Source organism: Bacillus pseudomycoides DSM 12442, from assembly GCF_000161455.1.
Classification (GTDB): Bacteria; Bacillota; Bacilli; order Bacillales; family Bacillaceae_G; genus Bacillus_A; species Bacillus_A pseudomycoides.
Genome location: NZ_CM000745.1, coordinates 5574340 through 5586732 on the forward strand (window position 1 = coordinate 5574340; position 12393 = coordinate 5586732).

11 protein-coding genes and 2 pseudogenes are annotated in these 12393 nt (G+C 33.0%); 2 read left to right on the plus strand and 11 right to left on the minus strand.

All coding sequences use genetic code 11. The features are described from left to right. Positions 1-909: 909 nt before the first annotated feature. From BPMYX0001_RS28180 to BPMYX0001_RS28210, 7 genes and pseudogenes are all read right to left on the minus strand, one after another. Complete coding sequence (locus BPMYX0001_RS28180; protein WP_006097560.1) at positions 910-1455, minus strand: DUF3967 domain-containing protein; 546 nt, start codon at positions 1453-1455, stop codon at positions 910-912. Positions 1456-2662: 1207 nt separating this feature from the next. Further along, positions 2663-2818: a hypothetical protein gene (locus BPMYX0001_RS33520; RefSeq protein ID WP_167535696.1), complete on the minus strand. Its 156-nt coding sequence runs from the start codon at positions 2816-2818 to the stop codon at positions 2663-2665. A 126-nt stretch (positions 2819-2944) separates the two neighbouring features. Next, a pseudogene (locus tag BPMYX0001_RS35090) lies at positions 2945-3340 on the minus strand (YkgJ family cysteine cluster protein); the annotation flags it as partial. Positions 3341-3536: 196 nt separating this feature from the next. Further along, positions 3537-5744 carry a zinc-ribbon domain-containing protein gene (locus BPMYX0001_RS28195; protein WP_006097563.1) on the minus strand — a complete coding sequence of 736 codons (2208 nt, stop codon included), beginning with the start codon at positions 5742-5744 and terminating at the stop codon, positions 3537-3539. Between the two features lie 311 nt (positions 5745-6055). Next, positions 6056-6661: a recombinase family protein gene (locus tag BPMYX0001_RS28200; RefSeq protein WP_006097564.1), complete on the minus strand. Its 606-nt coding sequence runs from the start codon at positions 6659-6661 to the stop codon at positions 6056-6058. A gap of 280 nt (positions 6662-6941) precedes the next feature. After that, a complete protein-coding gene (locus BPMYX0001_RS29840) occupies positions 6942-7922 on the minus strand; it encodes a hypothetical protein (RefSeq protein ID WP_244268570.1) in 981 nt (326 codons plus the stop codon). Positions 7923-8807: 885 nt separating this feature from the next. After that, positions 8808-9317, minus strand: coding sequence for a DUF4303 domain-containing protein (locus BPMYX0001_RS28210; RefSeq protein ID WP_033799525.1), 510 nt, complete (start codon positions 9315-9317; stop codon positions 8808-8810). A 505-nt stretch (positions 9318-9822) separates the two neighbouring features. Here BPMYX0001_RS28210 and BPMYX0001_RS28215 point away from each other — a divergent pair. After that, the gene (locus BPMYX0001_RS28215) at positions 9823-10122 is read left to right on the plus strand and encodes a DUF2089 family protein (RefSeq protein ID WP_016104021.1); all 300 of its coding nucleotides are present in this window, start codon (positions 9823-9825) and stop codon (positions 10120-10122) included. Next, a complete protein-coding gene (locus BPMYX0001_RS28220; RefSeq protein WP_006097569.1) occupies positions 10122-10391 on the plus strand; it encodes a hypothetical protein in 270 nt (89 codons plus the stop codon). Before BPMYX0001_RS28215 ends, BPMYX0001_RS28220 begins: the two co-directional genes overlap by 1 nt. Positions 10392-10770: 379 nt before the next feature. Here BPMYX0001_RS28220 and BPMYX0001_RS34390 read toward each other — a convergent pair. The 4 genes and pseudogenes from BPMYX0001_RS34390 to BPMYX0001_RS28235 all read right to left on the minus strand — a co-directional run. After that, a pseudogene (locus BPMYX0001_RS34390) lies at positions 10771-11035 on the minus strand (DUF600 domain-containing protein); the annotation flags it as partial. A gap of 55 nt (positions 11036-11090) precedes the next feature. After that, the gene (locus BPMYX0001_RS28225) at positions 11091-11513 is read right to left on the minus strand and encodes a hypothetical protein (protein ID WP_006097570.1); all 423 of its coding nucleotides are present in this window, start codon (positions 11511-11513) and stop codon (positions 11091-11093) included. Positions 11514-11524: 11 nt separating this feature from the next. Beyond that, positions 11525-11941 (minus strand): hypothetical protein, encoded by a 417-nt coding sequence (locus tag BPMYX0001_RS28230; protein ID WP_033799526.1) that lies wholly within the window; start codon positions 11939-11941, stop codon positions 11525-11527. A gap of 19 nt (positions 11942-11960) precedes the next feature. Next, positions 11961-12293, minus strand: a complete 333-nt coding sequence (locus BPMYX0001_RS28235; RefSeq protein ID WP_006097572.1) for a GH-E family nuclease — start codon at positions 12291-12293, stop codon at positions 11961-11963. Positions 12294-12393 lie beyond the last annotated feature (100 nt).

The window sequence follows — 12393 nt, forward strand, 5'->3', positions numbered from 1 at the left end:
TTCTTGTACGAGTGGAAAGATCCCACCGATAAATTTTAAAACTGCCGTTGCGATTGCCATATGATTTCACCTCCTCTCATCTGGACCTTGATTCATCTTCGCTACACAGATCATTTGTATAAATAATTGCTGAATAACGAACTTACATTACTGCTTTTAAAAGTTCTTGTACGAGTGGAAAGATCCCACCGATAAATTTTAAAACTGCCATTGCGATTGCCATATGATTTCCTCCTCTCATCTGTACCTTAATTCATCTTCGCTATACTACAGATCATTTGTATAAATAATTGCTGAATAACGAACTTACATTACTGCTTTTAAAAGTTCTTGTACGAGTGGAAGGATCCCACCGATAAATTTTAAAGCTGCCATTGCGATTGCCATATGATTTCACCTCCTCTCATCTGGACCTTGATTCATCTTCGCTATACTACAGATCATTTGTATAAATAATTGCTGAATAACGAACTTACATTACTGCTTTTAAAAGTTCTTGTACGAGTGGAAGGATCCCACCGATAAATTTTAAAGCTGCCATTGCGATTGCCATATGATTTCACCTCCTTTTGTTGTTGCTACGATGTGATCTATATTATAGTAAGCGCTTATGCTTTATCAATACATCCTTATATGCAATATTGCATATAAGGATGTAGCAGGTTCCCTTTCTTTGTATTGTTAATAAGGGGTACGACATGTTTCAAACATTATTAAGTTGTATTTTTGAAATGAAATAGTCTAGATTTTCAGCATTGTCATAAAGTGTACTTTTTGAAATAACATATAAATTTATAATGAATCAATCTTATTCCCCCTTTTCGGGGATTTAGGAAAAATTACCCTATTAGTACAAAAATCTGTATAGAATTCTGTATAAAAAAGCCCTGCATATAAGCAAGGCTTTTTCTATTTCCAAAATTGCCACCACTTTTTTTGTTGGGTGGCTGCAATCAATTTTTTAGTCTCCTGGTTTTCACGGATCATAGCCATTAGGTTTTGATCACGTTCATTAATTTTTTGAAAATCCTGTTGTTGTTTTTGCTGTTCAGTTAACCATTCCTTTAAATTTTCTTCATGTTTTTTTAGCAGTTCAGATACTCTTTCAGCAACAATTCTATCCAATTCCTGAATGGCTACAACTCCTTCTCCTACTTGGATCTGTTCAGGTTGTTGTTTAGTTATTTGGATAGGTTCAATGTCTATATATTCAGGTAATCCTTCTTTACTGAGGAGCTCAATAATTTGTTTTGTTTGGAGGTTTCTTTTATTTCTCATTTTAGCTATAAATTGAAAAACAGGTATACATTCTTGATGAATTAAATACTTGTTCTTTTCACCTTGTTGGAAATTTAAAAAACTACTGTAGGTTTGACAGTTTCGTTTTATAGTCATAGCTGATACTTTTATTTCCCTGGCTACTTCTTCAGCTGATAACCAGTCTTTTTGTTGCACTGTTCAGATCACCATCCTTCTAAACATCTAAACATCTGAACAGAAAAACAAGGGTTTCCTTGTTTTTCTGTTTAGATGGATATTTAGATAATATACAAATAGTTTAACACCTGAACATCTAAACGCAATATATAAAAGAATTACTAGAAAGTAAAATAGAAGGATAGATCTTAAGTCATGCACAGAATGTTAGTATCATGGGGACTATGGGAATATCTAACTTCTTATAATAGGACATTATGTAAACTCTCTACGAATACAATATTCATTATAAAATATAAAAGCAAAAACAAAAAAAGGGAGAATCTAGTAGTGAAAAAAAACTTTGAAAACGCACATCGTTTCTGTTCTCATAATAGAAATGCTTTAGAAACAGATACTATATGGGGTAGCATCAGGATTTTGCGGATTTACAACGTCAAGGTAGAAATCCCTGTATCAATAGGGTTTACTCTATTGATACTTAACTGATTTTGCTTCAAATAAGGTTTGCGACTATCTCGTATGACTTGTCTTAAAATCCTTATCGTTGTTAAGTTATTCATTTTTAATACTATAAACAACTTAACGTTGTAAATCCGCATTTTCGGGACGCTACCCCTTAATGGCGGTGGGCGGGCTTTAAAACCCTAAACCTGAAAAAGCTAAAAGTTCCGCAAGGAACAGGTAGTATTTTTGGTTTTTTACTGCTCCACTTCGTTACTGCAGTAAAAAACAATCCTTGCCAAACTTTTTTCGGCTCGATTCGCTTTTTTCGCCAAGCCGAAGGACAAAAAGCAAAGCAATTGTTCTCGACTTGGACTAGCAATTATACGAGCCGAACCGCTTAGATCATTCGTTCAAAAATAGTTCTTACTCAAAATTTTGATACGTTTAGTACGTGGGGTTTCGTCCCCACACGACGAGCCAGCACTCCAAACAAAAAGCAAGGAAACCCCTAAATTCGGTTAATTTGTTTTTTAATATAAATACGGTATGTAGAATTTTACATTTATTTTTATGAAAAATAAAATATAATACCTACAGATTTAACCAAAATCACTTATAACGCTCTATCTTCTTCTTTATAATCACTTAGCTGAATTGAATATAATTGCATTAATTCGTCCCCTATCTCATCATACAAACGAATCTGAGCACCCGCTTTTTTCCTAAACGCAAAATTTGAGTGATTATTTTATTCAACTTTAGATTTTGGCTCTCCAAATCATTTAAACATTGCTTTTCTTGTGATAATCCATTCTTTTCTTGTACCATTTGGGGGCAGAAAGAATTTAACTAATTCCCATGTATATTGAGGAAATCGCATTCGCTTGCCTAACAATAATTCTTGATAAGTATCTTCAATTGTAATTACAGTCATTTTATTCCTTCTTTCATTAATAATACTAGCCAGCCTATCCATAGTATTTAGAAAAAAATAGCGTATTTTTTCATTTTAGTGGATATTGTGTTTTGTTAATTTGATGAGGATGTGTTGAGACGCCTATTAGGGCATCAATTCAGCAATTGTAATAGTTCCTAGTTTCTTATGAAAAAAAGAAGGAACTAAAGAAGAATAAACAGGCTTTCCTTTTTTCTTGTTCTTATTGTGATATATCTTGAACCAATAGACGGTTGGATACTCTCTTACAAACATTTCTTGTCCTAGGTATGTTGTTTTAAGCATACTATTTACTTTTGAGTCTGAAGATTCAATTTCAGGTGTTTGTAATGCATTGGTATGAATACTAGGGATGTTTTCACAAACTGCTGATTGAAGACTGCTTATCATAAGTAAAAAAGAATTATGAGTAGTGCCAAAGATTCTACAAACCATAGGTCTTTTATTGTATACCGTGCAGATTCCATTATTTTCATCTAATACGGGGCAGGGGAATTGGAAGCTTTCTGTTAGTTGATATTGTTCTACATCTTTAGAATCAACTTTTCTCTTATCCTAAAGACTTGTATCCTCTTCTAATCTCTTGTATAATCCAGGATTATTGATCCGTAATGAATCTAAATGTTTAAGTGCTTTTGTAAAAACAGCTTCAGCAAACCCTATGCCAATATTGGATATTTTTTAGAATCTAACTTTATTATTTACCACAACAAGGTTTCTGTTTTTTTATAGTTGTACGTTTTACCATTGCCTCTTTCCACTCATGTTTACATTCTTCACAGAACCACCATACAACCATTTTTGAATTAGGAGTATATCCGTAAGGGTCTCTTTTATTTTTTGTAGGATGCCATTGCTTTGCTAAATGTGGATAGTGATTACCAAAGCTTTCCTCTGGTAACACGCGTGTCTTTGAGCAGTACGGACAGCCCTCACCATGATGAGTACGTCTATTAATTCCCATTTCCCAGATATGCCGTTCATCCTTCTTGCACTGCCATGTCACTTTTTTCCCTGATTTAGGTGCCAACTGCCATGGGTCTACTCCCTCATTCAATTTTGAATGTAGCTCTGAGAGCAATTTTGGATGTAGGGCTGCAAAGCTCTCTTCTGGCAACACGCGTTTTTTGGCACAATAAGGACAGCCTTCTCCTCTTATACGATACCAAACGGGCATATCCCAGATATGGTTCTGTTTCCTTTTACAGCGCCACCATACTTTTTCCATAGGTTTTAAGAATGGATCATCAGGATCAATTCCCTTGTTTTGTTCATAACACCATTCATCTATAAGTTTAGGATATTGAGAAGCAAATCCATTTTCAAAGTATGTTCTTGTACCTGCACAATATATACAAGTTGTTTTTCTATTCACTCGATAAGCAATACTCGTTTTCCATACGTGCTCTGTATTGTTTCGACACATCCAATACACAGATTCTTTGGAGTTTGGTAAAACATCATTTGGTGTTAAATCTCCATTTAATGTCGGATGCCATTCTGCCGCGATTTCTGGATATTTACCCTGTAATGAAGATAATTGATTTAAGATTTTGTTTCGGCAAACTGGACAACCTTTGTCTTTTCTTCCTGTTCTTTTAGCTATTTCCTCTTTCCATTCATATCCGCATGAACAAATCCACCAAGCTTGAACATCTGATCCATATGTAATACCGTATGGAAGGGCTTCTTTATTTAATTTTGGATGCCATTGCGCCGCTATATCGGGGTGTGTTGTGAAAATGGAGTTGCAAATCGGACAATCTCTCCCTCCATTTTTTCGTTGTTTCACAGGCGCTTCCCACTCATGTCCTCGCTCACATTGCCACCATACAACTTTGTGAGAATTAGCAGAAATATGTTCTGGACCTACCACACTATTTAATGTCGGATGCCATTCTGCTGCAATTTTTGGAAATAACACTTTTAAACTTTTTTCTTTTTTATTAGTACGGTACTGACTCAAGATTTCTAACCGATCATTATACGAAGAAATAGATTGCATGACTTTTCGAATTATGTCCTTCTTCTTTTTATAAATTGATGGATATTGTTTTTGAAGATGTAAATCCAAAGAAATAAAAATTTCGAGAATCACTCCATCTAACGATGAATAATAACGCCCCTGCGAATAATAATGAGTCAATAATAATGCTTCATGTAACTGTATAATTGGTAATCCATCAGAACGTACTCGGATTAGTTTGACTCCCTCTTCTTTTAGAACGTAATTTTTCTGTTCATCATTTTCCTGTTGTCTTTTTCTATCATGAAAAGGTCTTCCATCATATTCCACAGCAAATTGAACAGACGGAATATAGATGTCTATTTCTTGTTTTTTATCTTTAAAGGCTTCATGGTAAAATTTATTTTCAGTGTCTTCCATCGCTTGTTTCAAGTAAAAATGAATTGCCTGTTCTGGAAAAGATGTCTTTTGCCCTTTCCAACATCTTAGACATCCTCGATTTAACCGATCTACTACTCTTGTTTGCCATGTGTGGCTTTCATCAAATCGGCATTGCCACCATACGCGTTTTGATGAACCAAACACTACTTCATATGGTGTTAGCTCTCCATTTAATGTCGGATGCCATTCTGTCGCAATATCAGGATAAACAGTTGCTAAGCAGTTATCATCACATACTTTTTGATTACTACAATACGGACACCATGTATTAAAATTTTTAACATTATTAGGTGTTGCTTCAAACCTGTGTCCTTTTCGGCACTCCCACTCTAGAGGCGTCATAATATTTATATAAGTTTCTGATAAACACTTACCATTATTTAGTTGAGCAAGTTTACACATATCTTTAATCGACAGTCGATTACGTGTTGTGCTTTTGGGTAATTTTTGCGAAAGACTCACTTTTTCTTCTTTCAGATCTTTGAGTATCTGTTCCACATATCCAGGAGTTAATTTTCTGACTTTAGCACAGAATGGACACCAGCTATCATACGATTTTAAATCGTTCAAACATTTTTGAAAGATATGACCTTCCTTACACTTAAAAAATAACTTTTGCTTATTATTAATGTATCTTTTGGATAAGCAGACTCCCCCCTTGGCTTGGGCGAATTTTTGAATTTCTCCTATATCCTTCCTTATAGGCACTTTCTCCACCCCCTTCCTGATTGGTTGATAACACCTAAGTTTTTAAAGAAAATATACCTTGTTGCAATGGTATATTTTGGTCTATTTCCCCCTCGATTTTTTTATGTTTTATTTTCATGCCTCTTCACAAGTCGGTAAAATGTAGCTTTTGTTAGATTCGCTTGTTTCATTGCCTCAACAGCGGTTATCGTACCTGTTTTCCAAGTGTTATAAGCAGTGATAAATTCATCTGTAATTTCTGCCTTCGGTCTTCCGAGATGTTTTCCTTGTTTCTTAGCCAGATGTATTCCTTCTTGTTGTCGAACTTTTATCTTTGATCGCTCTTCTTCAGCGAGCCACGAAAGAATTTGAAGTACTAGGTCAGTAATGAGATTTCCTAAGTTGTCCTGGTACTTAGTTGTATCTAATAAAGGCATATCAATTACAATGATGTGGGCTTTAATATTTTTAGTGATATCCTTCAATTCATTTAAAATCGCTTCTTTGTTTCTCCCAAAACGATCTAATGATTGTACATACAAAATATCTCCTTCCCGTAACATCATTTTTACAAGTTGATATTTTTGACGATTAAAATCTTTACCAGATTGTTTATCAATGAAAATATCTCTTTCATCAATACCAACTTGCTTCATTGCTTCTAGCTGTCTACCTTCGTTTTGATCTTTACTACTTACACGGATGTATCCGAATTTTCTGTTATTCAAGGTATCAGAATCTCCTTCTCTTGATGTTTTATAATACATATTATAACAAATTAGTTGCAAAAGGTGTCCGTATTTTAGAAACGTTTCAAAAATGGATTTTTGAGGTTTTGGAACTGATATTTCATGTAATTTCGATAGTATCAAAAGGTGTACCTTTTGAAGGGGTTTTATTATTTTCTACCTGTGTTATTCCACTACAATAAAACCAGCTGTTAAGAAATTAACAGCTGGTTTTAGAAAAAGCAAAATTAAATTTAGTTATTATCTTTCATATAAAAAATTAAATTGACTCAACGGCTTCTTGCGAAATGGATTTAATGGCTAAATTTATAGTACAGAGTTGGTTTTCCGTATATGAATACTCATTTTTATGCAGATGGATGTGCTGAATACGGTCAATATAAGAATCTATGCTTTTACCTAAGAGTTCTTTCAGGCTTTCTAAATGAATACGGTATTTTTTTGTAACACCGATAGAACCAGCAGACTCCTGTAAAGAATATGTTTCAAAACACTTTAAAATTTGGATTAACCCTGTATCTTCCGCCATTTCTTGTTCTAAGAATGTAGTGATCTTGTCTTTTGCTGTCGGATCAAATTCCCGCCAGCGAAATAATACGTTAGGGAGCTCAGTATTTTTGGGGTAATCTGGGTTCGTGATCCACTCTTCGATTTTGCCACACATTTCTTTTTCTAGCATTTGGAACTGAGTTGGCGAAACATGTTCCGTTATGATAATATCCTGTTCTTCTTTGAAATACGCACCGTTCAATTTACCAATTGATCGGAAAAAGGACACTAGTACTCCCATTTGTACAGGATTATGCTGTATCACATCATTCACCAATTGGAACCTTTCTTCTTGTGTACTTCTTGATTTATATAGCTGAAAAAGAATACGATTTACTCTTGTTTCAGTTGAAAAGTCAAATAATCCCCCTTTTGCTTCAGGAAACTTACCACTGTACGTTAATAGTCCTTTCATAATAAATGCTGCCTTTTCACTTTCAATAGATTGTGTATAATCTTCTAAACGAGTGAGAAAACGAATAACCTTATTTTTCTCTAATAACGTATCCAAGTACGTAGTGAAGTCACTTAAGTCTTTTAATTGTTCTAACATGGTCTCGATTTCTTTTTTCGAGACTTCATCCGATGTCAAACCAAGCTTAAAGTAGATTGGGAAGTGATCAGCTGTACATAGCCTTTTTTGCATATTCCATTGACTTAAAAAATCGGGTCCATAGGAAATATTTTTCAAGAGATTACTCATCTGAGGGAATAAGGTTATGATAAATTTATCGATATCAAACGAGTATGCTGAGCAAGTTTTATCAACAATTTGTTGATATTTTCTTTTATTGCTCTCTTTCTTTTCAGCTTGGTAATAATCACTAGAGTGAAAAGATAAAATATCCACTACGTTGAATTAGATCATCCTCTTTGCGAGAAATAGGTTTATCGGTAAGAAACATGCAATCACTCCTAATATATAGAAATTATTCCTATCTTTTATTATAAAAAAATGTTAAACGTAAGTGAACAAATAAGGTAGCAAGCATGAAAAATCCCTTTATTTAAAATGGGTGTTTCGAAGTCTTGGTTCATGTTCAATCAGAAAAACAAAAAGAACTTGTAGGAATAACTACAAGTTCTTTTTTAGATTACAGCGAATACACGGGACACACAAAATATCTCATTATTCATAACGGGGAAACCATCTTACATATGGCTTGATTCCATTATATAACAAATGATAACATTTCATGTTCTAATTTTTGAAAATTATGCGAATTAAGAAAACAGGCATGTCATTTTCTCTTCCTAAAGAATTCGTTTATTTATTTTGTATAAATAATTTTACATTAATATCTTCATTGTGATTTGAACCATAACTTTGCCGTTTCGGCAAGGTTATGGTTCTTTTTATTTGCGGCAAAGTTATGCTTCACAAAAATATAATATTACATAAATAACATAATTTCTCTTGTACCAATTTCAATGCAATATATTTTGATTTATTGTAAAATAGTAAGTGGAAAGAAAAGGATATTATTTTATTATTAGGCTCTGTTAATATTAATTGTTGACTTTCGAACAAAAGAAAACCGCCTCTTATAGAGAGCAGTTTTACTTATATTCATTCTTATGCAAATTCTGAAGCATATTCTTCGTATATCTTTAATGTATTAAGCAATCGAGCTGATTCAATCATGATTTCGCTCGATGAATCAGTTACACAAATGACAATAAATCGATTATCATTTCTGTCTCCAAACAATCCTTCTGATTCAAGTTCCATTAACACATTTAACGATTCTTTCAACAGTGTATTTACCCGCATGTTAAAGTCATCTTCGACGGTTTCATGATATTTCTTAATAATTTTGTTCACTTCATCAAACATTCCGAAATCGTCCCATTCGCTCCACTCAACAGCTCCATATCTATAATAATTGTATAAAGGGTCCGATTTATTAACTTTGATCAGTCTTTCTTTATTAGCCACTGGTCCAATGCTATTGACACAATCGTCTGTTAATATGGAGTACCCATATATTGTGTCAACACCGCACCTAGTTATAAGTTCATTATAATGACAACGAATTGCATTTTTCAACTCAACATATAAACTTTCTTGAAGATGCATTTTCACCGTATTTCCTCCGTTCTTTTTGTAGCGACATGTTGTTACATACTTCAATCTTAACATGAAAATCAACATTAAACGTTAACTGAGCCTATTATTAAAGCGATATGTGATATGAACTATAAGTTTGCCAGAACGGCAAACTTATGCTTCCAGGATTTGAAGAATATTTTTAATGTCGCTTTTAAATAAAGTCATGGTGTTTATAAAAAAGACGCGATGTTTTGTCCCTTTGGACATGTTTATCTAAAGGGATGTTTTTATAGTGAAAAGAAAATCTGAACTGAAAGGCGGATTAAGGAATTGTTGAGTAGCAATAAAGTTACTCCACTAAAGGGCCAGATTGTGAAGTAATACCCACTCGAGTAACTTAATTCAAATGGGTTCTTTTTATTCTATAAATTAATTAAACAAATCATAAAAATTATTTTTAATAAAGTTCAATTTTTTATTAATATTATTTAAAAATATGTTAAACTAATGTTAATAAAAGTAAATGGAGGACAAAGCTGTGGATATTAACAATATTCCAAACTGGATTTTAGCCTTGGAAAATGAGGATTTAGAGTTTGTTAAAAACTTAGTACTTCATTCGGGTTCTTTAAAAGAGATTGCAAAGGTTTATGAGGTATCATACCCAACAGTAAGACTTAAACTTGATCGATTAATCGATAAAATAAAAATGAATGATGCTGTAGAAAACGAGGAATTTATTAAATTTATCAAGAGCCTGTCGATTGATGATCGGATAAGTGTAGAAGATGCAAAATTGATTATTGAAAAATATAAACAAGAAAGAGATGGGGAATAATGGTTCTTATTTATGCTGGTATTTTAGCTGTTCAATTTTTCTTATCAAATAGAAACAATATCTATTGGGGGGCAATTTTACCAGTAGTACATATTGTATTTCTGACATGGTTGTTTATAACGAATCGTATTGAAAGTACTATTGGTTTTATCCTTTATCTATTATTAGGAATGCTTTTCTTATGTATAGAATGGAAACTAGGTAGAAAGTATTTTCATAAGAAGATACAAAAAGAATTGGATAAAATGAAAACCCACGACATGAAATAGAGAAATAGAGAAATGATTAAACTTTTTTATAAAAAATTATTCACTAGCAACAAATAACCCAAGCATTTTGATCAAAATTTTTTCGAAATGTTTGGGTTTCTTCTGTTGAAAAATCAATTTTGTAGCATGCTTTTAATCAAACTTTATTACGAACCAACAGCATTCACGGCAAACTTATGGATTAATAATTAATCCCCGGCAAAGATATGCTTCTTTTAGCGGCAATTTTATAGGTAAAGTCACATTCATCATAATAAGTTAGTTAAAATATAAGTATATGTAAATAGAGAAGAATATAGCATTCTTACAGAAAGATATATACATCAAAAATGTATATATAGTTATACGCAACTATCAGTTGTAAGGATATTATCCCCCCATCATTTGTGTATACTAAATCATACTTGTATTCAACTTTGATGCTTCCACTCTGATAAATACTTAATACTATAAACCCTCTTTAGGTAGACACATCATATCTTTTCTCCCCATCCTCCAACGCATCATTTCACCTTATGAGATTCTAAATACTTATTGTTGATCAAATAAAAGAAACTGCTAGATATTACACCTTCTTCCCTTGAAGTATCAACATATACTTTATCGGCTCTATCCTCCATAGATTCCATACATATGGATATCATATCTGCTTGCAATTCACTAAATCTATCTTCAAATTCCTTTTACGCAGCTAAACCTTTAACTTTTTAAAAATTTAAGATACTTAGTATTCTTCGGATTCCCAAAACATCTACCTTCTGATTTTTTATTGGCAATGCTAAAAAATTCTTTTGCGGTTTCTAAATCACCTAATTCAAAAGCAACTTTTCCTGCAATAAATTCCTTATCACCGGAATCTATACGTGCAAATCCAGTTAAAAATATTTTATCTGCCCACTCCTTTGCTTTTTTTAAATCATTTACCATAAAACAAGTGGAGATAATATCCTTAACTAAATGGTAACTCTCTTCACAATAAATACCTTTAGGATTAGGTATTATATCCCATGCCTCTTCTAATAACACAATAGAATCATTATAGTTACCATTATTAAATTGTTCATTGCTTTTTTCCAAAAGACTTTCGAATTCTTCTTTTATAGGTGATTGTAAAATAGCCATATTTATCCTCCTCAAATCATATCCTTTATCAATTCAAAATACTTATCATCCTCATTAAAAAAGAGTTTATAGCCTTCTAAAATGTAAGCTCTTAACAGATACTCCTTAGCTTTATCAAGCTCCCCACACTCGAATAAACTCTCTCCAAGTCTCAGTAAAATAAATGGATTTGAAATACCATCCGGACAGTTTAATGCATTATAAAAATTGCTTTTTGCTTTCTCATACTCACAATTTAAAAAATAAGTATCTCTTAATGCTGTATAAATCCATGTACTTGTTTCCCAATTGTTCTTCGGTAACGGAACCAAATCCAGAGCAGCTATATAGCTCTCTATTGCTTTATCATCTTTTCCTTTTTCAACAAAAGCATTTCCCTCGTTACATAATTTTACAATTCGGTCATACACTTGATCGTTGAGTTCCAATATAAATTCCTCCCAATAATTATTTATTTGGTGGCAAGTAGGTTTCATTTAACTTTGCACCTGCGGATCGATTTAAACTATAATGATCTAATACATAATTATTGGAGTCTAACATCCATTCTCTAACCTCTGGGGACTTCGCTCCATAATATCTACCTGTACTGTTCCACCATGAAACTGCATCAGTTAAATGAGCCATATCTGCTTGATCTATAGGATACCATTTATTATCACTTGCCATAAATTCTATTTCACCATCACGTGTTGTACGGATTTTTGGTGGAATTTCATTTTCCATTCTTTCTATTACTTCTCTACCCGTTTTGGAGCCTTTTCCAGGCGTATTCCCCATTATTTCCCTTCTTAAGTTGATGGGCATGGGGTACCGCCAGCATTTTGGAAAAAAAACACGCTAAGCAAAAAATACAATAAGCTTTCCATATGGAAAGCTC

Coding starts and splice junctions, on each gene's coding strand:
- BPMYX0001_RS28225 (WP_006097570.1), bottom strand. CDS start 11,513: ATGGCTATTTTACAATCACCTATAAAAGAAGAATTCGAAAGTCTTTTG.
- BPMYX0001_RS28220 (WP_006097569.1), top strand. CDS start 10,122: ATGGTTCTTATTTATGCTGGTATTTTAGCTGTTCAATTTTTCTTATCA.
- BPMYX0001_RS28235 (WP_006097572.1), bottom strand. CDS start 12,293: ATGGGGAATACGCCTGGAAAAGGCTCCAAAACGGGTAGAGAAGTAATA.
- BPMYX0001_RS33520 (WP_167535696.1), bottom strand. CDS start 2,818: ATGACTGTAATTACAATTGAAGATACTTATCAAGAATTATTGTTAGGC.